Source organism: Spirosoma spitsbergense DSM 19989 (assembly GCF_000374085.1).
GTDB classification, from domain to species: Bacteria; Bacteroidota; Bacteroidia; order Cytophagales; family Spirosomataceae; genus Spirosoma; species Spirosoma spitsbergense.
Map to the genome: position 1 here is coordinate 1 of NZ_KB893388.1, position 24,643 is coordinate 24,643.

Sequence of the window (24,643 nt, forward strand, 5' to 3'; positions counted from 1 at the left end):
TAGGGCTCGATTCATCGAAGCGAAGTCTAGGTACTCTTCGAAGTGCAGCCGCATGGTGTTTTCAGCATACTGATCACTGTGGCGAGCCAGTTGTAGAAAATTGATCCGGTGACGAACACTGAGAAAAAGCATGAGTATGTGGGCAACAAATTGGCGACGAGGCTTGGTCAAATCAGGTAAGCTGGCTACTATTGTAGTTAGCAAGGCAAGTCTTTGCATAAAGGCGTTGTTAGGCTTTGGAGGTCAGAGACCCAAAACTAACACGCCTTTTTACTCTTCTAAAATTGACGAACCATTGTTCCAATAGGTCAAAGAGTCTTTTGGAAATAACCTGTAATGAAAACTTGAAGTCGAAATAGTTGTCGGCGTAATCGGCTACTTCAATCTACTTTAACCCTCAAAAGCATAGCTATTCCTGGTTCTATCGAATTGCCTGAACGGCCTCCGCAACTTTATCCGTATTGATAATATCGACCCCTGCTTTCTTTAATTGTTTCCAGCCGTTGGGCGTGTCGGGGATGGCCCAGAAACGGAAGGGTTTGTTGTCACTGTGCGCCCGCTTGATAACCCGTTTTAGTTTATCCTTATCATCTTTCGGGATGTCGCCATTACCATCCCACTGGGAGTAGGACCTGAAATTGTCACTGATCAGAGCTATTTTTCGCAACGTTTCCTCGTCGTACACTTCGCTGGGGCGGCCATCGAACTGAAGTAGCGGATAATCGAGGAAAGCCGTGATTTTCGGACGCTCACCACTAATGATTACCTGCACGGCCTGAGCATTGGCGCCCCGGTTAAAACAGGTCAGGTGTTTGGATAACGTGGCCAGCAAGATGGGCAAAACTTCCGCCGGGTTATTTTTTATATCGATTACCAGGCTGAATGTATAATCCCGTTCTGGGCTGGGTTTATTATTATTCTGCTCGAATAGGGCCACAATAGGCTTGATGTACAAGGAATCGAGCGTTGGGGCATTGGGTTTGGGTTTGTTGTGCGATACAACCAGTACGCCATTCTGTAGCCAGACATCGGCCTCGATGTAATCGGCCCGTTGCTCGTAGGCATTTACAAAGGGCCGGGGCTTTTCGTAGTCATTATGGGCATGGATCTTCTGTGCGTATAACCCGTATCCGGTCGATACGGTGAGCAGGAGTAAAAGCAGGGTTCGTTGCATAACAGGGTTGGTTTGGTAGCCCGGAAAGCGGTTAGGCAAATCAATGGATCGGGCGGAACGCAGGATTTTTATGACAAAGTAACGGGCTTATCTGGCAATAACAAATCAGCCGTAAATCCCTACAAAGGGGTAGGTTTTGTGAACATCCCATCATTTTTAAGGAAAATTAAGTGTGGGTATAGTCGATTTGTTTTTCCCGGAAATTATCTTGCCCCGCATGGCTCACCAGTAACTGGTGAGCAGGACTTATGAACAATAACAACCGTTGACGAACAACTACCAACCGTTATGAAAACACAAACCTTACTCGTAGCTGGCCTGTTACTGGCCGGTGGTGCTACGGCACAAATTCAGAAAGGAAACAGTATTTTAAGTGGTGAACTGGCAGTTACCTACGGCCGGAACCAGATTGCGGGTTCTATTGGCTCAGCCACTTCTTCACAAACCTCCACCAGCTGGTATCCCAACCTATCCGTTACAGCAGGCCGTTTCTGGGCCGATAACTGGCTGGTGGGCGTATCGGTGTCGGGGTCCCTGACGAATCAGTACTATTATCCGACAGGTAGTACGGGTGGCCAGGCGATTTATTACAGAGTGACATCCATACGGGGAACCCCTTTTCTGCGTCGGTACTGGCAGGTCAATTCGCTGTTTCTGTTTGCCGGTGCCGGTTTGTCAGTCGGAGTTTCAACTACAAAACGTCCAGCCCTCAATAATAACGGACAGCTTATCAATGATGCACAACGGACATCGGTTGTTGACGTAGCTCCTCAAGTTGAGGTAGGGGCCAATTACTTTCTGACCAATCGACTGGCCCTGCAACTAACGGCCACGGCTAACGCCCTGCCGATAAACACCGCTGGCCTGCGGGCCGGGCTGGTGTACTGGACAGGTTCCGGCTTACCCGCCGGGGGACGGGAAGAACGCGAAAATTCACAGACAAACGTCGGCAAGTGGCTTATTGAAGGCAGCTTCTCGGCAGTTAGTCAGAAAAATACCCAACTGGATAATGCCACCGGCTCAACAAATCAAACAAGGAGTAGTACCCATTCGGTAAGCCCGTCTATCGGTTACTTCATCCGGAAAAATAGCCTTATCGGAATAAGCCTGCCCGTTTCCTGGGGGTTAGGCATTCGATCTTCTACCGGAGCAGATGCCCGGCTAGTGTCCGTTGGAGTTTCTCCGTATTACCAACATTACTGGACTTCTACCCGCTTAACACCTTACACCCGCCTGAACGTGGGTTACGCCCGGATGTCTGGTAAAGAAGTGGGTGCCAGTCAACCCGTTTACACGGCCAATACGTTTTCGGGAGGTATCAATATGGGGCTGGCCTACATGGCCGGGCAGCGGTTCATTATCGAAACATCGTTGCTTCAGGCTTCGGTTGACTACACGGCTTTTGACGCACCTAACTTCGGGAATTATACGAACGTCTGGAATGGGGCTCTTTCTGCCGGACTGGGTGGTACCTTTGCCGTTCGGTATGTACTGAACTAGGAATGGCCTGCCTTGCCATTTGCGACTAAGTTGCTACTTTTGCTGTCTTTATTTTTCGCTGGATGAGTTACTTAGAAACAACTGTAGATGTGTACCGGCAGGCCGCCGAAGAACCACAGATCGGGTTATGCTGCACAACTAATCCAGTCTGGCAATTGCCGGGCCTGAGTATGCCGAAGCGAATGCTGGAGATGAACTACGGTTGTGGCAGCACCGTTAATCCCCGCGATTTGGTGAATAACCCAACCGTTCTGTACGTGGGCGTAGGCGGTGGGATGGAGTTGCTACAGTTTTCGTACTTCAGCCGTCGACCGGGTTCCGTTATCGGGGTCGATGTGGTACCGGAAATGATTGATGCCTGTCAGCAAAATCTGGTTGAAGCCGAAGCACAGAACGATTGGTTCCACCGCGATTTTATGGACCTGCGGCTGGGCAGTGCGCTGGATTTGCCGGTAGAAGACAACAGCGTGGACGTTGCCGCGCAGAACTGCCTGTTCAATATCTTCAAAGCCGACGACCTGAAACGGGCGCTGGAGGAAACGTACCGTATCCTGAAACCGCATGGGCGGCTGGTGATGTCGGACCCCGTTTGTGAGCAACCCATGTCTGACGAACTGCGTAACGACGAACGGCTTCGGGCATTGTGCCTGACCGGTTCTGTTCCATTACAGGCGTACCTGGATTTTGTAACGGGTGTTGGATTTGGTACGGTCGAGATACGGGCCAAACGGGCTTACCGGCTTTTGTCGCCCCGTCACTACGCTACCAATGAGTTACTCTATATCGAAAGTGTAGAAGTTTGCGCCATCAAAGACCCGATGCCAGCCGATGGACCCTGCGTCTTTACCGGTAAAACGGCCATCTATTACGGCGATGAGGACTATTTCGACGATGGCAAAGGGCACGTTTTGATGCCAAACCAGCCCTTGTCTGTATGCGATAAAACAGCCGGTGCCCTTGCCCGGTTGACCCGCAATGATATTTTCATTTCGCCCTCGACCTACTTCTACGATGGCGGAGGTTGCTGTTAGAGAATAACTGGTTTATACAGTAAGAAGGACGTAAATTGTTGTTTTATTGAGGGGCTTGGTCGAACCCAGGCCTTATTTTTGTTTATTAAAGCCTGTTATACATCAAAGCGGGCATTTACGTTAAAAATGGATTTACTAAAAGGAAAAGTCGCCCTTATTACCGGGGCATCACGGGGTATCGGTCGGGCTATGGCGCAGAAATTCGCGCAGGAAGGAGCCTCCGTTGCATTTACCTATCTGTCGAGTGTTGAAAAGGCACAGGCACTGGAAGAAGAACTCAGCGCGTTTGGCGGCCAGGTGAAAGGATACCGCTCCGATGCGTCGGACTACAAAGCCGCCGAAGACCTCATCGCTCAGGTACTGACCGACTTTGGCAAGCTCGATGTACTGGTCAATAATGCCGGTATTACCAAGGATGGATTGCTGATGCGGATGTCGGAAGAACAATGGGATACCGTTATCAACGTTAACCTAAAGTCGGTCTTCAACCTCACTAAAGCGGCTATCAAGTCGATGATGAAAGCCAAATCGGGATCTATCATTAACCTGACATCCGTGGTGGGAATTCGGGGCAATGCGGGGCAGGCCAACTACGCGGCATCCAAAGCGGGTATCATTGGGTTTACCAAATCGGTCGCCCTGGAACTGGGTTCGCGTAATGTCCGGTCCAACGCCATTGCACCGGGCTTTATCGAAACCGAAATGACCGGCGAAATCAATGAGAAAGCCCTCGAAGACTGGAAGCAGCAAATCCCGATGAAACGGGGCGGGCAGCCTGAAGAGGTAGCGGACTGCGCCGTTTTCCTGGCTTCTGACCTCTCCCGTTACATCACCGGTCAGGTGCTGCAAGTGGATGGCGGCATGTTAACCTAGTTATAGTATTAGGAGTGAGGAGCGAGTAGTGAGGAGCCATCCGGTTATTTTTTATTCATGCCGGATGGCTCCTCACTACTCGCTCCTCACTCCTCGCTCCTTAAGAAAATGAACGTTATTTTTCAATCCTCACCCTGGTGGATTTTAGTGTGTCTGCTCGTTGGAGCGGCTTACGCCTGGGCAATGTATCAGCCACTGCCCCGCCTGGCCGGGCCAGCCGTAGGCGGTAGTGGAGCAACTGTAGGCGGCTTTGACAAACGAACGACCTACGGATTGGCGGCCCTGCGCTTTGTAGTGGTTAGTTTCCTGTGCTTTCTGTTGCTGAATCCGCTCATCCGCAGCCTGCGAACCTTTACCGAAAAGCCCAAAGTGGTACTGGCTATCGACAACTCGGAGTCGGTAGCGGCAGCGGGTCGGCCGGCGTTGAGCAAGTCCCTGGCAAGTTTGCAAACCCTGCGCCAGCAACTGACCGATAAAGGGCTGGAGGTTGCCGTGCGTACCTTTGGCGATACCACGACTACGTCGGACCTTACCCAAATTCCATTTACCCAGCGCACAACGGATTTGTCGGGAATGCTGTCGGGTATCCGGTCGGACTACGAAGGGCAGAACCTGACAGACGTGGTGCTGGTGTCGGATGGTATTTTCAATCAGGGACTGTCGCCCACGTTTGGGCAATACCCTTTTTCGGTACAAACCATTGGGCTGGGCGATACGATTCCGAAGAAAGATATTCAACTCAAAGGCGTTATCGCCAACCGGATTGCATACCTGGGCAATCAATTCCCGGTGCAGGCCGAAATAGTGAGTAATGGTTTTCAGGGGCGGAGTGGTACGGTGGTGTTGCGCCAGAACGGTAAAGAACTGGGGCGCCAGTCCGTTAATTTCCCGAAAGGCGAGACCGGAGCACCGGACGGCCGTGCGACGGACCGTTTCAACCAGGTAACCTTTCAGACTACGGCTACGCAGAAAGGCGTTCAGCATTATGTGGTTGAAGTGCTGCCTCAACCCGGCGAATTCAGTACCCGAAACAACCGGCAGGATGTGTACCTGGATGTGATTGACGGGAAAGAAAAAGTGTTGTTGCTGGCACTGGCACCGCACCCGGATATAAAAGCCCTGCGAAGCATCCTGGAAAAAAATCAGAACTACGAACTGGACATCCGTATCCTGACGGGCACACCCGCCGAAGCCACCCCACCGGCAGACAAACAGTACGATTTAATTATCCTGCATCAGGTTCCCGATAATGGAGGAACAAGCAACGCACTGTTGCAGAAGTACCTGGCTAAAAATATACCTGTTTTGTTTGTTTTGGGGAATCAGTCGGCCATCGGTTCGTTCAATACCTCAAATCCGGTGATGCAGATAGCGGCCCAAATCAACCAGAGCGACAAGGTGACGGGTGTTTTAAATCCTGAATTCAAACAGCTCAACTTCGACCCGGCCCGACTTGATATTCTGGGTAAACTGCCTCCTTTACTGGCTCCCTACGGCGAATTCAGGCTGCAACCCGGTAGTGAGGTTGTTCTCTGGCAGCAGGTTGGCAGCGTACGCACCAAAAAGCCACTCCTGGCCATCAATGTGACCAGCCCCCGGAAAACAGCCGTACTGGCCGGAGAGGGATTATGGGGCTGGCGACTCGAAGAGTTTGCCCTGACGGATAAACAGGAGGTGGTGGATGAACTGATCCAGAAAGTTATTCAACTGATTTCGGTGAAAGAAGACCGGCGTAAACTCCGCGTGTATCCCATTCGGAATGAGTTTGTGGCGGGCGAAAAAGTTATTTTCGAAACCGAACTATACAACGATATTTACGAACGCCTGTACGACAAACCCATTCAACTCGCCATCAGCGACGAGAAAGGGATAACCCGGTCGTTCAATTACACGCCTACTGCCAACAATAGCCGGTTCGAGATTAGCCGCCTGCCCGAAGGGGCGTACCGGTTCCGGGCCAGTGTAACAATCAATAACAGGGCCGAGCAATCGTCGGGGCAGTTTGTGGTGCGCGACCTGCAACTGGAAGCCATCAACACCACTGCCGACCACGGGCTGCTTCGGCAACTGGCGCAGCAAACGGGCGGTCAGTTTTACAGCGCCAGCCAAACGGACGAACTCGTCAGGACCATAACCACCAAGCCCCATCCTGCCCGGCTGACAAGCACCGAAGAAATGAACGAACTCATTAACTGGCGGTGGCTATTTTTTGTCGTGCTGTTGCTGGCTTCTGTTGAGTGGGGATTACGGAAATTTTATGGCGGGTATTGATTAAGTGTAATATATGGATAAATACGTATAGCTAAGGTTGTTATTGTTTAAAAATTAGTAATTTGTTAGATGAAAATTCTTTGAAAAAGAAGTATTAAATGATTAGATGTTACTGTAAAAGTGAAATGAACTAAATTTTCTGGTTATTTATTTTCATTTAAACGGACTATTGGCGGATTTTTAACCAGTAAAACCAGCAAACGGTAACCTAAAACAAAAAAAATTCCCTTACATTTGATGGAATCAAAGGGTAGACCCCAAATCTACCTTTATGGTGTGGATAGAAACAGGAAAGCAGGCCGATTATATTAGCCTGCTTTTTTTATTTTTAGTTAACCACACCGCTCGTTTTAACACGCGACTGCCTGTAATACGTACTACTTTTTCAGGCGAAGGTAACTGTAAGAGTAAAAGCATAAGCTTTTGTCAATCAATAACTTACACGCTTATTCTGTTTCCTGCTAAGTCCAGTCTATTAACCGGATCACTTCCGCCTGGGAGTACTGCTTAGAACGGCTGTCTGGCCCGATTTATAATAGTCGCATAGGGAGCGTAGCACACACTCACTGCATTTGGGATAATACCAGGTACAAACGCGCTGACCATGCCAGAAGAAATGCTTGTGAAAGTTGAACAGTTGCGTGGCATCGGCGGGTAGATAAGAAAGCAGCAGGGCGTGGGCCTTTTCGGCACTAACTTTTGGCCCAATCAGACCCAGCCGTTGTGTAACTCGGTGCACATGAGTGTCGACAGGGAGAACGGGCTTCTGAAAGTTAAACAGCAGAAGCAATGTCGCCGTTTTCTGACCGATGCCTGGCAATGCTGTCAGCCACTTCATCGCTTCTTCCGTAGACATATTGGCCAGAAAATCGACCGATGCAGCTCCTGTTTCCCGGTATAGATACGCCAGCAAATTTTTAATGTAGGGTGCTTTCACTTCCGGGTAGGTAGCCGTTTGGATGGCTTCGATTAATTCAGGCAATGGGGCGTCGCGCACCTGCTCCCAGGTTGGAAATAGTTCGCGCATGGTGTGATAGGCCATTTCTTCATTCGCGAAATTGGTGCGGTGCGATAGAATGGTACCAACCAGTTCGTGCATCGGGTCCGCCCGGCCGTAAATAGCCTGAACGCCGTAAAAAGCGTTCAGTTGCTCGTGGCATTCGAGGGTTTTAGTGGCAGCAAAAGAGTCCAAACAGGTACGGGAAAAGATAACGTAAAAATCGTCGGTAATTATTTCAGGAACAGTCGTTGAAAGGGAATGTTTATCCTGACCGTATCCGGCGGTACTCTGTTGACTTTTACGCGAACACGTTTTTGAGTTCAAACCTGTTTAGGTTTTATTCCCGGGATGCTTAGTTTGCATCCTGTACCGACCGGTACGCTTTTTTTGCGCCATGAATAAACCGCAAAAACACCGGGTGTAGTCGCCTTGAAAGACCAGGGAATGCAGGGCGTTTCTACTGCTGAGTTGATTGCGAACGCATGAGTAAATCGGAATATGTTGAGCCGGATAGCACTATAGGGAAGTTGTAATGGTGGTTACAGATTGGGCGGCCAGTGTCAGGTTCTTTAGCGGTACCGTTCGTTTACGCAGATTGGCCGTGGCGGATGTTTCATACATATCCACCTGTTTCGCCGACAAGCCATCGAGTTGCAGGGGATATTCCGAACCGGGATTGACCACTACCAAAACCAGCTGTTTTCCGTCCGCACTTCGGTAGGCCGATAGCAGTGGGACATCAGATGCGGTAGTTGGATCGGTTTGCAGAGCTATTCGCACCATGCCGGGCCGTACAAACCGGGCGTAGTTGCCCAGCGCCCACAGCGTTTTGGAAGACATAACGTCGCCATCCTGTTCATTCGCCGGATTTTCACCCATCCGGCCGTTATTCTCGACGTAGATAAGTCCATCCTTGTAATTACTGGGGCTGAGAGCCAGCCACCATTGCCAGGACGTGGCATTCGCCAGGGTTATATCCGTATGGATGACGCGGGCTACATACAGCGCGGTTGTCATGCCCAGGTCCCGGCCACTACCGTTTATTTCTCCGTCGTTGTCGCCCAATACGCAATATTCCGATTGCCAGAAGGCCACCTTCTCTTTTTGGAGTGCCGATGCTAATTCTTGCCTCACGCTTTTCAGTCTATTATCTGGCGATGTGGTAAAATAGCTGTGCCCAGTCACCAACGGCTCAACGGCGGGCAGTTTTCCGATAAACAACGGGCTGCCGGATGAAAAGAGCGCGTTAATCACATTATCCTGATGAGTCTGACTCCGGTTCGTATTGCTCTGCGAGAGATAGTTCAACTGGGCGGCTTCACCGATAGTCAGACGAGTTGGTAGTTTCCGATTGGTCAATTCCTGACTCAGCGCGCGGGTTAGTTCGGCCATGTCGGTGTTCGTAGCGGGTGTACCCTCCTGCGTTGCCATCGTTTGCCCCTTTTTGATGCCCCAATCCCACTGAGGTTCGTTGAAAGGGCTCAGGTAGTGCATGGGCCAGCCTTTCTGGTTGAAGTAATTGGCTACATCGGCCAGGAAACGGGCGTACTCCGTTAGCTTCTGCCGATTAAAGTTATAATCGCCCAACTTGCCGGATGCGTACGCTTTGCCGTTTGCTGTAAACTGGACGGGTGGTGAATTGGTAAAGCCGAGCAGATAGGGTACATTGCGCTGGTGAGCGGCTTCCACAAACCACTGCTGGCCAGTCTGTTTGCTCCAGTCATATGTGCCATTGGGCCGCTGGAAACATTCCGAGCGTCGCCACGGGCTTTTGATACCACTCGAATCGCCCTGCTCGGTACTGCCCGCGCCAATGTTGAACCGCCACAGCGACAGCCCGATGCCTTTCGGGTTTCCTTCTGGGTCGGTATCCAGACTGAACAGCCAGTCTGCAATCTGTTCGCGTTTGGCCAGTGGATAGTTTTGGCCGATAAACTGGGCCGACCAGCAATCCGACGCCCCAAAACTGTGCATGGTCTGGTAGGTCTGGTTAGGCAGCACCCGTACTACAAGGGGCGATGGAGCCGCTGACGGGTGATTTGTGTTGCGGGTATCTGGCAGGGTGAATAAGCTACACCCAATCAGCCCGGTCAGGGTGGCTATACAACTCAGTAGGATAAACTTCATGGCTTTCTGGAATTAGATACGGGTAGTTGGGGAAGTTCCTTACGCCAGGCGAGGAGTTTTGTGCGCATTTGACTGGTCATCATAGTTTGCTTTTCAGCCACATTATTCGTTTCTGACGGGTCATTGCTCAGGTCATACAACTCAATGCCTGAGCCGTCGTCGTTAATCAGAAGCTTCCAGTTACCCTGTCGCATTGCCAGGTTCGGACTGCGGTCTCGCCCCTGCGGGTATCGGAACGATTCGTTGTTGCGGCCATACTCCCAGAAAAGGGCCGTTTTGCGAAAGTAAGGTTTGCCCTCAAAAGCGGAGGCTATATTCTCCCCGTACGTAGCGCCTGTTTCTTTTTGCCCTGCCAGACTACTAAATGCCGGAAACAAATCAGTAGCGCAGAGCACAGAGCGGGTATCGACCTGCCCCCTGGGTAACGGATCAGAAAAGGCATTCGGATACCACCCTCGTACAGGGACAGCTTTGACCCCCGGTAGGGAGCCGCCCGACTCCCCTCGAAACCCGGTAATGGACCGTTATCACTGGTGAAAATGACCATCGTGTTGTTATCCACCCCCTGCGCTTTCAGGCCCGCCATGAGTCGGCCAATCTGGTTGTCCAGTTCGGCCAGTACGCCATTGAATTCGCGGGGTTTCTCGGTGCCTTTGGGGAAGTTTTCCAGGGTGCTCTCGTCGGGTACCCAGGGCGTGTGCACATCATCGGGCCAGAGGTTGATGTAACAGGGCTGGTCGGGGTGTCGCTTCAGAAAATCGAGTGTTTTGTCAACAAAATAGGCCGTGCGTTTCCACCGTTTGATACTGTCCGTTTTGGCCCATATCCAGTTGGTGGAGGTCAGTAATGGATCGGGGTCGGGGCTTTCGTAGGTACTGGCATATTCATCGAAGCCGTAGGTGGTTATACCGGGGGCGTCTGTTACATCGCGGCCCCCGCCCATGTGCCACTTACCAAAATGAGCCGTCGCGTAGCCCGCTGTTTTGAGGGAACGGGCTACCGATGGGGCGGAGGAATCCAGAAAATCAGCCTGTTCGCAGGTACGGTTGTGTTTTCGGTTATCCAGATAGGAGGTAATGTTCCATTTACCCGAAGTCATACCGGTCGTCAGGGCCACCCGCGAGGGTGAACAGATGGGGGCGGCACTGTAATAATTGGTGAACTTAATCCCTTCAGCCGCCAGCCGGTCGATGTTGGGTGTCGGGACCAGATTGCCAGTCGTGGCTCCGGTACGATTCCGGTAGCATCCCACATCGGCAAAGCCCATATCATCCACCAGCACCAGAATAATATTCGGCTGGCGGACGGGGGCGCTGATCGGGTCTGGAACGCCCGGTTGATTAACGGGAAGAGAGCGAAGGAGAAACGGGCTGGCAACGGCCGAGCAGAGCATACCTGCCAGTATGAGTTGAGTAGCTTTTACGAACATTCATTTCTGCGTTAGCTGAACAAAAGCGTGAAAATGGAGAATGTTTACCCATCAATGGCCTGTTTTGTGCGTCTATTGTTTAACTGTTTTATCGAATAAGGGCAAATACTCAATTGGCTTGCTGCTAGTTTTGAATATGACTTTTCTAAAGTAACTCCCTTAGGTGGTCGACGTTCTGGTTCAGGCCCATCTGGTAGGGATATCCCACTTTGGCAAACTGGCGTAGGGGAGATTGCGGGAAAGCGGGAACGGCCAGCGTATAAAAAGGATGCTTTTACGCAGACACTGGTTTTTTTCTGCCGGAAAAAGCCCCGTAACCGTTTGCGTCTTCTGGTGGTTATCCCGTAGAGTGGGGTGTTCAGTTACTCACTTTATCCGTTTCTTTACAGCATGAAAGTAAATCAGCCCGTTCGGCTCACGATGGTGGGGGGAGGAAGCTGGGCCACGGCCCTTGTTAAAATCCTCTCCGAAAATAACGTCAGCGTTAAATGGTGGCTTCGCAAAGCCTCCGATGCCGAGCATATTAAAAAGTTCGGGCATAATCCCAGCTACCTGAGCGATGTACAGATAAACACCCGAAAAGTAAAGGTCTGTACCAAAATCATTGATTCATTCAAAGACAGTGAGTATGTTATTCTGGCCGTGCCAGCCGCTTTCATCGGTGATGCACTGACGGGTCTCAACCCCGGTCATTTCGTCGGTAAATCGGTGGTTTCGGCCATCAAAGGCATGATTCCAGGGGCTAATCAACTGGTAACGGACTGGGTGAGTGAGCAGTATGGCGTGCCGGTGGAGCAGATGGCCGTTATTGCGGGACCATGTCACGCCGAAGAAGTTGCCCTTGAAAAACAATCCTATCTGACCATCGCGTCGAAAGACCCGGCCTGTGCCAGCAGCGTCGCGGATTTGTTGCGGTGCCGGTTTGTACAGACTACCCCCGTGGATGATATTTATGGCATCGAGTACAGTGCCGTGATGAAAAACATCATTGCGCTGGCGAGTGGCATAACGCGGGGATTGGGGTATGGCGATAATTTCCAGGCGGTATTGGTATCCAATGCCATGCAGGAAATAAAACGGTTTGTGGACGCCATCTATCCCAAACACCGCGACCTGAGCGGCTCGGCCTACCTGGGCGACCTGCTCGTAACGGCCTATTCGCCGTTTAGCCGTAACCGTACGTTTGGCACCCTCATTGGCCGGGGGTATACCATCCAGTCGGCACAGGCCGAAATGAACATGATTGCCGAAGGGTATTACGCCGTTAAAAGCATCTACGAGATAAACCGTCAGTATGGAGTCGATATGCCCATCACGGATACCGTGTACTCGATTCTTTACGAAAAAGCGGCTCCCACGGCAGCTATGAATGAACTGAAGGCACTACTACTGTAAAACGTACGCTGGCGGCAGGGTTGAAAATTAAACAGAAACATACCTGGCTGGCCTAATCGGTGCTGGCTCGTTCTGCTTGTCTGTTGGTGCGGCAGCGGTCGCTGCAATACTTTACGTCGTCCCAGACGGCTTCCCACTTTTTACGCCAGGTAAACGGCCGGTGGCAAACGACACAGATTTTTTGCGGCAGATTTTGCTTCTTCGTGTTCTTCATCGAAAACGGTCGAATCTATTGGGAGACTCAGAGGGAGACTGGCCATTTATCCGGTTTGGCGTAGGTCAAACGGCCCAAAAGTTGGGTGCTGTAATAGGCATCAAGGCCCGAGCAGGCTAGTACATCTGCCTGTTCGAGGTCTACAAATCCATCATCGCCTACTACGCTGTCATCCACATCAATCTGCTGGATACGACCAATTATCAACAGCGTACCGTTGAGCGAAATCGGTACTTTGTCGGCAAAGGTCATGGCAATTTTTACGACTGCTTCCTGCACAAAGGGGGCACTGGACGCGTCCGAAAACTGTTCGGTGAACCCTACTTCTGCAAACTCGGAAACGCCGGTTTCGTAGCGGGCCGACGTTTGGTGGGCTTTTTCGAGGTCGGATGTTTTGATGTAGTTCAGGGTAAATTCGTTCGTTGCCAGAATGTTGCTGAGCGTATCCCGCTGCACCGTGTCGGGGCGGCAAATGAAACCGTACAGGGCGGGATTGCTGCCAATGTGAATCAGGGAATTGAACAGGGCGAGGTTCGTATGGCCCTCCGGCGATTTGGTGCCAATGAGTACGGCCTGCTTGAACCCAGCCAACGAATTGATCAGTGTAACCCGGTAACGCTGTTCCAGGTCGTTCAGCTCTTTTTGCGTAAAAACTTTATTCATTCGGTTGGTTTGTCAGTTACGTTCTCGTGCCTGAAAATGAGACTTATTGATGTGGTGGGGTACAACCGGGCCACTCACTTTGGTGTCGGTTTCTAAAAGCCGACACTAAAGTAGCTATTTCGTCAGGAATTATTGTGCTGTCAGCTGCACCAGGAAGTAGAGCGGGATTTGGCCTATCGTTTACTGATTTTGTTTAACGAGATGGGCTGTTGGCGGGTGCATTTGAATCGGGCTATGTCGGGGTTTCTTAGTTGGGCGTGTTTCTGACTAACGCCACTATGTACCCGTTTGCGCCACCGGTCAAAACTGCTTCGTTTCAATTCGCTCCGCATCAGTTTGATAACTTCCGCTTCGCTCAGGTCGAATTGCACTTTGATAGCCTCAAAAGGAGTTCGGTCTTCCCAGGCCATTTCTATGATTCTGTCGGTATCTCTATCCATTGGATTGGTCGTTTCAGCGCATGCTATGGGATAAGGGAGGATTATTGCGTTGGATAAGCCTGTGCGTCCACATGAAGAGAACGGCTTATTCACACCGAAAGTTTTGAGTATGCGGGTGCCTTCCTGCGAAAAAATAAAGCACTAGAAGACCTCGCCCAGGTTGAAGAAAAGACCGTGGGAGCCATCCATGCCAAAGCCATAGTCGACGGAAAGGTTCGTGTTCGATACTTTGTTCATTTTGATGCGTAATCCGCCACCCACGGCCGGCACAACCTTATCAAACTGGCCATTCATCTGTTCGGAGACTGTTTGGGCATTGGCAAAAACAACGCCACCCAGCAGCCGGTCGGCGGTGAGGGGAAAGCGATATTCTGCTTCGGCATACAGCAGATTTTTTCCCCGGAATCGTCCCTGAATAAACCCCCTGCCTAAATTTCCGCTACTGTCCCACCCGGTACTGGGTAAGTCCAGAAAGGGCGGGTCACCGCTCAGTGTCAGTGAATTATAGGACCAAAGAGCCAGAATGCTGCCCGTTCTTTTTGAGAGCGGGATGTATTTTCGGGTTTCTACCAGCAATGACTGGTACGTTTCATCGCTGCCCAGCCAGTCCATATTGGCCCGAAACGTAGCGTTGACGTACAGTCCTCCGGCCGGATTGATAGCGTTCCGCCGACTGTCGTAATACAGATGGACGGTTGGCCCCGAAGAGACTGAACGCCCCTGAACGCCATACGGATAGCGGGAGATGCGGGTAAACTCCCGAACGCTGTTATAGCTTTCAATATTCCAGTGCAGATCCAGCGAGTAACCAAATCCCCCATATAAGTTGGGGGCCAGCCGCCGTAGTAAACTCTGGTAAAACCGTAAATAGGCGTAATCCATGTTCACCACCCGGGTGTCGGTAGACGTGTGCATGCCCAGGCCGTAGGTAGCCTGCGGATAGTGCATCAGCCGCCAGTCGTTGGTAAAGTGAAATTTGTTGTCCGCACTCCATACCGCCGAATTAGCCACAAAGATGACCTGTTTGTTCTGGGTGTACGAAAGCATACCCGTCATGGACGACATGTTGGCACGGGGCCGTCGGAACGGGGTATTGACCAGCACCGCTACCAGTGCTCTTGTTTGCAACGTATACCCTACCTGCGGAATAACCAGCACAAACGACTTACCTTCCTGCAGGGTCGATACATCATGTGTGGCAATGCGCCAGTGTGGAAACAGGCGTTTGGCAAAATCGGCAATATCCTGCTGTTGGGGAGCGGTCTTTGTAACGGATGCCGTACTACTTTCCGTCACAATCGTATCGGCTAAGGGCATCTGCCTGGCGCGGCAGGGATATACCGATATAATCAATAACAGACCACTCACCACTAAACGGGCAACAGGTTTCATACGGGGACTGTGAGAAAACTAAAAAATGTGCGTCAGAAAACGTTCAGCGTTGCCGATTAGCCGGATACCCTTCCCGTAACTGTGTATCAGACCTTAAAGTTTATTGTAGTAGGAAAACACAGAAAGTAGCCCGTCTCTGGATTTGAGGTCTGGTTTTTCCGCTTTCAAAAAAGTCGTAATCTGGTCTTCTTTGTCCGCCATCAGCACCAGTACCGCTTTTTTGCCCGGCGAAAACTTAACGGCTTTTTTGTCGCGGACAACATACCAGTTTTTTTGCAGGATAAGTTCATCGTCTTTTGTGCCGGTGTTCAGGGCAACATTGAAATTCGCCCGTTTAATATGGATAGTGGGGTACTCAAGCAGGGTAAGTTTGCCGGGCGTAATCAGTTCAACGAAACCTTTCAAATCGTCGGCCTCCCCCCGGTATTCGCGGGCGTTGATGAATAAACTGGTGGTACCCCGCGGGTTGTTCATCAGTACATAGCGCACCCGGTTGGCCTGAGCCGCCCTAATGTCTTTGGCGCCAGCCCGGATTTCTACTTCATTGGCTACCAAATCGAGCCGCACCGGCACCCCGACCAGCGAATCCACATTAGTCGACATACCCAGCTTGCCGTAAAATTTCACGATACCCGCCTGCCAGGTGGTATCCAGATAAGGATTGCCGATCAGGCGACCTGATTCACCTTTGATACCCCAAAGCGTACCCGTATTCGGAATGCTCAGGTTCGTAAAGTTGATACGGTCGCGGGTGCTTTGTGCCATGATCGCTTCCTGCTCCTGCGAGAAGGTACTTGTTGAGATGGCTAGAAAGCCCAGGCAAAAGAATAAAAAACGCATGGTAATGGAGTTGACTGAATCCTGATAAAAGGTCGTATTCACAACAAAAATAAGCTATTTATTCTTCGCTCTAACACGGAATCTTATTTGGGTAAACTACCGCAGGGCGTATTAATTTCTGTATTTTTGGCCGTTATTCCAATCATCAACTCATTTAACTCATGTTAAAACGTTTCCTGACAGGGCTGTTTGTCTTCGGCCTGGTCGGCTCGTCGGTAGCCCAGACAACCTTCCCCCGAAATGGTGTCTACGATGAACGACCGGGGCTTTACGCCTTCACCAATGCAACAATCGTTGTCGACCCCAAAACTACCCTGCAAAATGCAACGCTGCTCATCCGAAACGGACGAATAGAGGCCGTTGGTACCAGTGTTAGTGTACCCGCCGGGGCAGTAGTAACTGACTTGACGGGCAAAACCATTTACCCGGCTCTACTCGATATTGACTCGGACTATGGCATGCCCGAAGTAGCCCGCAGCGGTGGCCGGGGCGGGCGGGGCGGTGTGCCTCAATACGAATCCAACAAAAAAGGAGCCTACTACTGGAATCAGGCCATCCAACCCGAAAATGAAGCCAGCGTGCTGTTCAAAGCCGATGCCAAGAAAGCGGATGAACTTCGTAAACTGGGCTTTGGGGCGGTACTGACCCACCCGCACGATGGTATTGCGCGGGGTACCGGCACGCTCGTAACTCTGGCCGACGATCTGGAGAACACGCTGGTGCTCAAACCGACTGCCACGGCCCATTACTCGTTCAGCAAGGGTACGTCGGGGCAGCAGTACCCGAACTCTATGATGGGGTCGGTGGCGCTGCTCCGGCAGGCGATGTACGATGCCGACTGGTACAAAAAATCGGGCAGTAAAGAGCAGGCAAACAGGTCGCTGGACGCGCTGAGCCGGACCAGTTCATTACCCGCCATTTTTGATGCCAATGACAAAATGGGTGTTCTGCGGGCCGATAAAATTGGCGATGAGTTTGGTATTCAATACATTATCCGAACTACCGGCGATGATTACCAGCGACTGGAGGAGGTAAAAGCAACGGGTGCACCGCTGATTTTACCGCTCAATTTTCCGGCGCCCTACGCCGTAGAAGATGCCTGGGATGCCGATAACGTATCGCTGGCCGAAATGAAGCACTGGGAAATGGCTCCCCTGAACGCCGGGCGGGTAGCGAACGCCGATATTCTCTTCGCCCTGACCACCGCCGACCTGAAAAATAAAGCCGATTTCTGGCCCAATCTCCGTAAAGCCATCGAAAACGGACTGTCGGAGCAAAAGGCCCTGGAGGCCCTGACCACCGTACCGGCCAAACTCATTAAGGCAGACGACCTGCTGGGAACGCTGCAAAAAGGACGACTGGCCAACTTCATCATCACGTCCGGGAATCTGTTCAGCCCCGACAACGTGATTTACGAAAACTGGATGCAGGGCAAACAGTACATCGTGGCCAATAAAAATGCCGCCGACCTGCGCGGTACCTGGAACCTGACGGTGGCCGGACTGGATGGTCGTGACCGGTCTAACCTCAAACTAACCATTACGGGGAAAACACCGGGAAAGCCGGAGTTTCAACTCATGGTGGATACCGTGAAAACGACCCCCAAAGTAACGGTATCCGACGACTTCATATCCATGCAGGTTCAACTGGACCGCCGGAAAGGCACCTCGCGGCTGACGGGTTACCGAACCGGAAATACGATAAAAGGCGACGGCGAAACGCCCGATGGTAAAGTGGTGACCTGGTCCATGACCCGCACGGGCGATGCACCATCCTCCACGTCGGCAACCAGTACAACGGGTGCCGTAGCTGCGGCTACCAGCACGACCGCGGTTGGTACGCTCCTGTATCCGTTTGTGGGTATGGGGAATGTGCAGAAGCCTAAACCGGAAACGATGCTGATTCGCAATGCCACCGTCTGGACCAACGAAAAAGAGGGTGTACTGGCCAATACGGATGTATTGGTTTCGGGCGGTAAGATTACCAAAGTTGGGAAAAGCCTGGCCGCGCCAGCGGATGTGAAGGTGGTGGATGGAACGGGTAAGTTCCTGACCAGCGGTATCATCGACGAGCACTCGCACATTGCTCTGTTGTCTATCAACGAAGGTGGTCAGTCGAGTTCGGCGGAGGTACGGATGGCGGATGTAATTAATCCCGACGATATCAATATCTATCGCCAACTGGCCGGGGGCGTTACGGCTTCGCAACTCCTGCACGGCTCGGCCAACGCCATTGGCGGTCAGTCGGCCCTGGTGAAACTCAAGTGGGGCGAAGCGCCGGAGGGGATGCTCATCAAAGGAGCCGATGGCTTTATCAAATTTGCCCTGGGCGAAAACGTGAAGCAGGCCAACTACCCAAACCCCAACGTGTTAACGCGTTTCCCGCAGTCGCGTATGGGTGTGGAGCAGGTGTACATGGACCATTTTACGCGGGCTAAAGAATACACCAAAGAGTGGGCAGACTACAATCAGTTGTCTACCAAACAGAAAGCCACGGCACTGGCTCCGCGTCGGGATATTGAACTGGACGCCCTGGCCGAAATTCTGGCGAAGAAACGCTTCATCACCTGCCACTCTTACGTACAGTCGGAAATCAACATGCTGCTGAAAGTGGCCGACTCCCTGGGTTTCAAAGTGAATACGTTTACGCACATTCTGGAAGGTTACAAACTGGCCGACAAGATGGCGAAACATGGCGTGGGGGGCTCTTCCTTTGCCGACTGGTGGGCGTACAAGATGGAAGTACACGACGCGATTCCGTATAACGCGGCCCTGATGCACAATGAGGGCGTCACGGTGTCCATCAATTCCGACGATGCCGAAATGGCCCGTCGCCTGAATCAGGAAGCAGCCAAAACGGTCGAGTACGGGGGGATGACGGAAGATGCCGCCTGGAAAATGGTGACGCTCAACCCGGCCAAGCTCCTGCACCTGGACGACCGGATGGGAAGCATTCGCGTGGGGAAAGATGCTGATTTGGTCCTCTGGAACGCCAACCCGCTGGCCATTTACGCCCGCCCCGAAATTACGATGATTGACGGGGCTGTTTACTTCAGCCTGAAAGATGAGACTGCCAAACGGGAAGCCCTGCAGGCCGAACGCGCCCGGCTGGTTCAGAAAATGCTGTCTGCCAAAGCTAGCGGTTCCTCAGTGGTACGCCCAACAGCCCGCCGGTCGCGGATGTGGCACTGCGAGGATGTGGAAGGGATGGTTGAAGGGGAGCACTGAGGAGTCATTAATCGTCATTGATAGTCAGTCGATAGTCAGTCGATTGTTTGACGATTAATAACAGGTAATGACTACCAATGGCCAATAATGACCATCAATGACTAAAAAATTATAAGCAAATATGAAGAAACTATTAATACTATTTATTGCCTTGACTTCGCTCACGAGCTACGGTCAGAACCCGGCTCCGGCAAAGCCGCAGACGAAAACCATCGCCCTCATGGGCGGCACCGTTCACATTGGGAATGGGCAGGTTATTCCAAACGGGGTGGTTATGTTCACCAATGGCCTCATTACCAACGTGGTCGATGGTACGACTGTTCGGCTGGATTTGACCAACGTTGAAACCATCGACGTGTCCGGTAAGCACGTGTATCCCGGTATTATTTCGCCCGCATCCACGGTGGGTCTGCAGGAAACCGGTGCTGTTCGGTCTACCGTCGATAAGCAGGAAATTGGCGTGCTGAACCCAAACGTCCGGGCATTGATTGCCTATAACACCGACTCCGAAATCATTCCGACTATTCGTAACAATGGCGTGTTGCTTACCCAGGCGATGCCGCAGGGCGGTACCGTTTCGGGCAGTTCGAGCGTGATGATGGCTGATGGCTGGAACTGGGAAGATGCAGTCCTGAAAAAAGACGATGGGATCTGGCTCAACTGGCCAACCTATTTCTCGCGGGAATTCAACTTTGAGGATTTTTCGACGGTCATCAAAAAAAGCGATAAACGCGACCCGGCCATTGCCGCTTTACGGGCTACGTTTGCCGATGCCAGAGCCTACGCGGCCATGACAAATCCAACGCCCGCAAACCTGAAACTGGAGTCGATGCGGGGGTTGTTTTCGGGGAAACAGAACCTGTACATCCGGGCTGATTATGCCAAAGACCTGATTGAAGCGGTCACGTTTGCCAAAGATATGGGCGTGAAGAAGTTTGTGCTGGTAGGGGGCGAAGAAGCCAACCGGGCCATCCCATTTTTGAAAGAAAATAATGTACCCGTCATTTTGAGTGCGCTGCACCGGCTACCCAACCGCGAGGATGAAGATGTAGACATGCCGTACCGGATGCCGGGTATTCTGCACAATGCGGGTATTCTGGTTAGCCTGAGCTACGCCGATGAGTGGTGGCGGACCCGAAACCTGCCGTTTCAGGCGGGTACAGCCGCCGGTTTTGGGGTGGCCGACCGCGAAGAAGCTCTGAAAATGGTCACCTCGAATACCGCTAAAATTCTGGGAATCGACAACCTCGTAGGAACCCTCGAAAAAGGCAAACAGGCCACCCTGTTCGTGTCGGCGGGTGATGCGCTCGACATGCGGACCAACAAGATAGAACACGTATTTATTCAGGGCCGCAAAGTCAACCTCGACGACCGCCACAAACGCCTGTACAATACCTACAAAGAGAAGTACGGGAAGTAGTAATTGTCATTCGCTTCGCTGTCATCAGGTGGTCATTTGTCATAGAACAATACATGACCACCTGATGACAGCGAAGCGTAATGACTACCTAATGACCTATTTCTGATACGCCCGTATCGGTTGCTGATTGATGCCGAACAACAGGGTTTTATCTACCGATAAAACAGATCGCACATCGCCGGTTAGGTCAAAACCGGCTTTTTGTTGCGGTACTGCCGAAAAATTGCCCCGACCATCGCCCCGTAAAAGTAGCCCGTAGTTGGCATCGGCCCGGCCAAAACGTAATCTTGCCTGCACGGTATTGCCGCAAAGCAACAGGTCTTTTTTGCCATCCTTATCGTAATCCAGTGCTGTCAGCGTGAAGATGGGGGATGTCTGAACGGCCAAAGGCAAGGGCTTCTCCATAAACTTACCCGTCGGTGTGCTGACAAACAGCGTCGTTTGAAAGTGATTGGCCGTTAGCTTTTTAGCATCCTGTAACTCCTCTTTCGTAAATACGTCGGCAAGGGTAGCGTTGGAATAACTGTCGTAGGTCGTAAACCGGTGGCGCAGCATCCCCACCTGTTCCAGAATTTCGTCGCGGGTGGCGTGGGGGTAGCTTTTCCCCTGCACGTACAGGCACAGGATTGGGTCGACTTTTCCGTTGTTGTCGAAGTCCTTGTAGTACAGCTCGGCGGGTTCCGTTTCGCTGGCCCGACACTGCGTATTCAATCCCTGATTTCCGATGACCAAATCGGGCTTCCCGTCGCCGTTGAGGTCATCAACCAGTAGTTTGTTCCACCAGCCGGTATACTGTTTTTCCAGATAGGTTTTCGTCTGATCGGTCAATTTTCCGTTGACCAAACCCAGTATCGTTACGGGCATCCACTCACCCACGATGACTAACTCCGGTTTGCGGTCGGCATTGAGGTCTACCCAGGCGGCATCGGTAACCATGCCGAGTGTAGAAAGCTGGGGAGCGAGTTGGGCAGTCTGGTCAGTAAATTGTGGCTGTCCACCTTTTGTCTGCGTGCCGTTGATGAGCAAAAAGCTTTTGGGCGTTTCGGGATAACGACCCGGAATCACGCGTCCCCCCACAAATAAATCGGGCTTGCCATCGCCGTTTATGTCGGCCACCCGTGCGCAACTGGTGCTGGTTTGCAGATTGGGTACCGCATTGTTGCTCTTCGTGAAATTTCCCTTGCCATCGTTCAGGTAAAGCCGGTCCTGCAAGGCCGGGTCGGTGGGTTCATTGTTGCCGTAGCCGCCACTGCATACGTAGAGGTCGGGGAATCCATCGGCGTTGGCATCAAAGAATACGGCGTCGGCATTGTTGCTGAACTTGTCCGTCTCGAAGGCAGGCTGTGCCTTCAGGCTAAACTGGCCGGCTACCTGTTGGATAAACAGGGTGGCTGCCTGACCACTGCTTCCACCAATAAATACATCGTCGAGGCCATCGCCGTTAACGTCCCCTTTTGTCATGCACGGCCCGTTGAAAGATTGCGCGTTGACCAGCAGCGTCTGCCGTTTGAAATCGCTGGATCTGTTGACGGGATCCGTAAACGGAAGCGGTGATTTTACTTCCTGGAACAGGGGAGGAGCGGGGCGGGGCATTCGATACGTGGCGTTGGCTTCTTTTTCCTGAAGCACCAGCATCTGATCCGATTTTACACCCGTTAGTACCTGTTGCTTGCCCGTTGGCCAGACCACCCGCAGCGAGTCGATACCGGGGTCAGTACCCAGGCCGAAATGCAGCCGGAACGACATGCCGGACTGGTAGCCCCGCGTTGGCATCTGCTCCACATACTGCTGCTGACCCTTCCGGTACAGCGTCACTTTAGCCCCTACACCCTGCGTGTTGGGCGCTTTGCCCATGAGTTGCAGGGAAAGGTAATGGTGCTGGCGTTCCTTGCTGGTTTCGTTCTGGAAAATGAAAGCGGGTTGGTTCGTGTTGTTGACGATGAGGTCCAGGTCGCCGTCATTATCGAGGTCGGCGTAGGCGGCTCCGGTGCTGTTAGCGGTCTGGGTCAATCCCCAGGCTTTACCCGCATTAGCAAATCTAACTTCTCCCGATTCATCACCCCCTCGGTTGCGAAACATATAGTTGGCAACGTTTGCCGAGGGTGTTTTGCGAACCAGTTCCAGCACGTCTTCACGGGTAGGACTTGTTGGACGGTTTTGCATAAAATCGCTCATGAATTTCAGGAAATCCATGTTGGTAAAGTCGCTGACAATGCCGTTGGTGATGTACAAATCTTTCCAGCCATCATTGTCATAGTCGGCCAGCAGGGGAGACCAGCTCCAGTCGGTACCGGAGATACCCGCCAACTGCCCGACTTCACTGAAGATTGGTGCATTAGATGATGTTTTCTTTGTCGCCTGTAGCCCTTCGTTTAGTTGCAGCATATTGCGCATGTGCTGGTAATGGAAACCAGACGATACGGCGAGGTCGAACTTATCGTAGTTATCGGGGGCCATCAATAACTTCTGCCGCCGGTTGTCTTCGGGCAGCATATCCAGGGTCATAATGTCCGGGCGGGCGTCGTTGTTGACATCGGCTACATCGTTGCCCATCGAAAACTGGGACGTGTGCTGAACACTGCTTTTCAATTGATTAGAAAAAGTCCCATTCTGGTTGTTGATGTAGAGGTAATCGGGGATGGTATAGTCGTTGGATACATACAAATCGGGCCAGCCATCACCATTTAAATCGGATATTCCGATACCCAGGCCGTAACTTAACACGGAACTACTTAGTCCGGATTTCTCCGTAACATCCTCGAAACGCTTCCCTGTGTTACGCAGCAGCCGCACCCCGATTTCGGGGTTGCTTTGTTTGAGCAGGGCCGCTGTTGGAACGGGGTCCAGTACGGGCAGTAGTCGGGGATTGTGGTTAAGGAGAAATAAATCAAGGTCACCGTCGCGGTCGTAGTCGAAAAAAGTGCCCTGGGTGGTCTGTCCGGGATTGGCTAGTCCCCACTGTTCGGTTTGCTCCGAGAAATGAGGAACGCCCTGCGCGTCGGGGCCGTCATTGATAAATAGCTGGGGGATTCGCTTCTGGGGGGGTAAACTACCCGAATAACAAAGGAATAAGTCCAGTCGGCCGTCGCCGTTCACATCGGCCATCGATACCCCTGTTTTCCAGGGGCCTTCCCGTCCGGCCACACCCGCCGTTGTCGTTACGTCGGCAAACGTTAGCTTTCCGGGTGTTGACCGGTTCAGGTACAATTGATTGGGTACCATATTTCCGCTGAAATAAATATCCTCCAGCCCGTCGCCATTCAGGTCGCCCACGGCCACCCCCCCGCCATTATAGAAATACTCGTACATCAGCACGTTGGTGTTGAGGCCTTCGGTGAGATTATTGGCGAAGGTAACGCCGGATTGTTCGGGGGTGAGGAGCGTGAACAGGGGAGGACCACTACTGGTTTCTTCGGGTTTATCCTCCTGCTTTTTGTCAGAAGAACCGCAACCGGCTAGAGCGAGGAGAATAAGAAGGAAGGGGATACGGGTTTTCACGGAACTGGGTTTATTTCGATTTTCTTCTACCGACGCTTCGCTGTTATGTCCCTACGGGACGCAAACAGGAAAGGTCTGTTTTTCTTCTACCGACGTTACGTTGTCGTACTTTCACAGAACGAAGAATTCGCGTTAGAATAGTCCTGTAG

At 51.9% G+C, this 24,643-nt stretch carries 19 protein-coding genes; 7 read left to right on the forward strand and 12 right to left on the reverse strand.

The window, feature by feature from the left end:
• Together B157_RS39230 and B157_RS0100965 are read right to left on the reverse strand one after the other, a co-directional pair.
• A partial coding sequence (locus B157_RS39230; protein ID WP_041951829.1) for a hypothetical protein occupies positions 1 to 219 on the reverse strand: 219 nt, incomplete at its 3' end.
• 202 nt (positions 220 to 421) lie between these two features.
• Entirely contained in the window at positions 422 to 1,174 is a 753-nt protein-coding gene (locus B157_RS0100965) for a phosphatidylinositol-specific phospholipase C/glycerophosphodiester phosphodiesterase family protein (RefSeq protein ID WP_020601500.1), read from the reverse strand.
• A gap of 288 nt (positions 1,175 to 1,462) precedes the next feature.
• Between B157_RS0100965 and B157_RS0100970 the strand changes: the two genes are divergently transcribed.
• The 4 genes from B157_RS0100970 (at position 1,463) to B157_RS0100985 (ending at position 6,849) form a co-directional block, all read left to right on the forward strand.
• Positions 1,463 to 2,674 carry a hypothetical protein gene (locus B157_RS0100970; RefSeq protein ID WP_020601501.1) on the forward strand — a complete coding sequence of 404 codons (1,212 nt, stop codon included), beginning with the start codon at positions 1,463 to 1,465 and terminating at the stop codon, positions 2,672 to 2,674.
• A 62-nt stretch (positions 2,675 to 2,736) separates the two neighbouring features.
• Entirely contained in the window at positions 2,737 to 3,705 is a 969-nt protein-coding gene (gene arsM / locus B157_RS0100975) for an arsenosugar biosynthesis arsenite methyltransferase ArsM (RefSeq protein WP_026308397.1), read from the forward strand.
• 126 nt (positions 3,706 to 3,831) lie between these two features.
• Positions 3,832 to 4,578, forward strand: a complete 747-nt coding sequence (fabG, locus tag B157_RS0100980) for a 3-oxoacyl-[acyl-carrier-protein] reductase (protein ID WP_026308398.1) — start codon at positions 3,832 to 3,834, stop codon at positions 4,576 to 4,578.
• A gap of 108 nt (positions 4,579 to 4,686) precedes the next feature.
• Entirely contained in the window at positions 4,687 to 6,849 is a 2,163-nt protein-coding gene (locus tag B157_RS0100985) for a vWA domain-containing protein (RefSeq protein WP_020601504.1), read from the forward strand.
• A gap of 484 nt (positions 6,850 to 7,333) precedes the next feature.
• Here B157_RS0100985 and B157_RS0100990 read toward each other — a convergent pair whose 3' ends face one another.
• The 4 genes from B157_RS0100990 to B157_RS34110 form a co-directional block, all read right to left on the reverse strand.
• Positions 7,334 to 8,041, reverse strand: coding sequence for an endonuclease III domain-containing protein (locus tag B157_RS0100990; protein ID WP_041951832.1), 708 nt, complete (start codon positions 8,039 to 8,041; stop codon positions 7,334 to 7,336).
• Between the two features lie 324 nt (positions 8,042 to 8,365).
• Complete coding sequence (locus tag B157_RS0100995; RefSeq protein ID WP_020601506.1) at positions 8,366 to 9,976, reverse strand: glycoside hydrolase; 1,611 nt, start codon at positions 9,974 to 9,976, stop codon at positions 8,366 to 8,368.
• Positions 9,973 to 10,353 carry a sulfatase/phosphatase domain-containing protein gene (locus B157_RS39530; protein WP_245565000.1) on the reverse strand — a complete coding sequence of 127 codons (381 nt, stop codon included), beginning with the start codon at positions 10,351 to 10,353 and terminating at the stop codon, positions 9,973 to 9,975. Before B157_RS39530 ends, B157_RS0100995 begins: the two co-directional genes overlap by 4 nt.
• A complete protein-coding gene (locus tag B157_RS34110; protein WP_245565001.1) occupies positions 10,287 to 11,405 on the reverse strand; it encodes a sulfatase-like hydrolase/transferase in 1,119 nt (372 codons plus the stop codon). The genes B157_RS39530 and B157_RS34110 overlap by 67 nt, the downstream gene beginning before the upstream one ends.
• 390 nt (positions 11,406 to 11,795) lie before the next feature.
• On the opposite strand from B157_RS34110, the gene B157_RS0101005 reads away from it, so the two are divergent.
• Positions 11,796 to 12,800: an NAD(P)H-dependent glycerol-3-phosphate dehydrogenase gene (locus tag B157_RS0101005; RefSeq protein ID WP_020601508.1), complete on the forward strand. Its 1,005-nt coding sequence runs from the start codon at positions 11,796 to 11,798 to the stop codon at positions 12,798 to 12,800.
• 52 nt (positions 12,801 to 12,852) lie between these two features.
• Here the strand turns inward: B157_RS0101005 and B157_RS37180 are convergent, their stop codons facing one another.
• The 5 genes from B157_RS37180 to B157_RS0101025 form a co-directional block, all read right to left on the reverse strand.
• Positions 12,853 to 13,014 (reverse strand): DUF2256 domain-containing protein, encoded by a 162-nt coding sequence (locus B157_RS37180; RefSeq protein ID WP_084761738.1) that lies wholly within the window; start codon positions 13,012 to 13,014, stop codon positions 12,853 to 12,855.
• A 27-nt stretch (positions 13,015 to 13,041) separates the two neighbouring features.
• The gene (locus B157_RS0101010) at positions 13,042 to 13,677 is read right to left on the reverse strand and encodes a flavin reductase family protein (protein WP_020601509.1); all 636 of its coding nucleotides are present in this window, start codon (positions 13,675 to 13,677) and stop codon (positions 13,042 to 13,044) included.
• A 173-nt stretch (positions 13,678 to 13,850) separates the two neighbouring features.
• The gene (locus B157_RS0101015) at positions 13,851 to 14,117 is read right to left on the reverse strand and encodes a TIGR03643 family protein (protein WP_026308399.1); all 267 of its coding nucleotides are present in this window, start codon (positions 14,115 to 14,117) and stop codon (positions 13,851 to 13,853) included.
• Positions 14,118 to 14,258: 141 nt separating this feature from the next.
• The gene (locus B157_RS0101020) at positions 14,259 to 15,509 is read right to left on the reverse strand and encodes a BamA/TamA family outer membrane protein (RefSeq protein ID WP_020601511.1); all 1,251 of its coding nucleotides are present in this window, start codon (positions 15,507 to 15,509) and stop codon (positions 14,259 to 14,261) included.
• Between the two features lie 93 nt (positions 15,510 to 15,602).
• On the reverse strand, positions 15,603 to 16,391 hold the full coding sequence (locus B157_RS0101025; protein WP_020601512.1) for a hypothetical protein: 789 nt from the start codon (positions 16,389 to 16,391) through the stop codon (positions 15,603 to 15,605).
• 119 nt (positions 16,392 to 16,510) lie between these two features.
• Between B157_RS0101025 and B157_RS0101030 the strand changes: the two genes are divergently transcribed.
• Together B157_RS0101030 and B157_RS0101035 are read left to right on the forward strand one after the other, a co-directional pair.
• Entirely contained in the window at positions 16,511 to 19,576 is a 3,066-nt protein-coding gene (locus tag B157_RS0101030; protein WP_020601513.1) for an amidohydrolase family protein, read from the forward strand.
• Between the two features lie 121 nt (positions 19,577 to 19,697).
• On the forward strand, positions 19,698 to 20,996 hold the full coding sequence (locus B157_RS0101035) for an amidohydrolase family protein (protein ID WP_020601514.1): 1,299 nt from the start codon (positions 19,698 to 19,700) through the stop codon (positions 20,994 to 20,996).
• Between the two features lie 96 nt (positions 20,997 to 21,092).
• Here B157_RS0101035 and B157_RS0101040 read toward each other — a convergent pair whose 3' ends face one another.
• Positions 21,093 to 24,494, reverse strand: a complete 3,402-nt coding sequence (locus tag B157_RS0101040) for a VCBS repeat-containing protein (protein ID WP_020601515.1) — start codon at positions 24,492 to 24,494, stop codon at positions 21,093 to 21,095.
• Positions 24,495 to 24,643 lie beyond the last annotated feature (149 nt).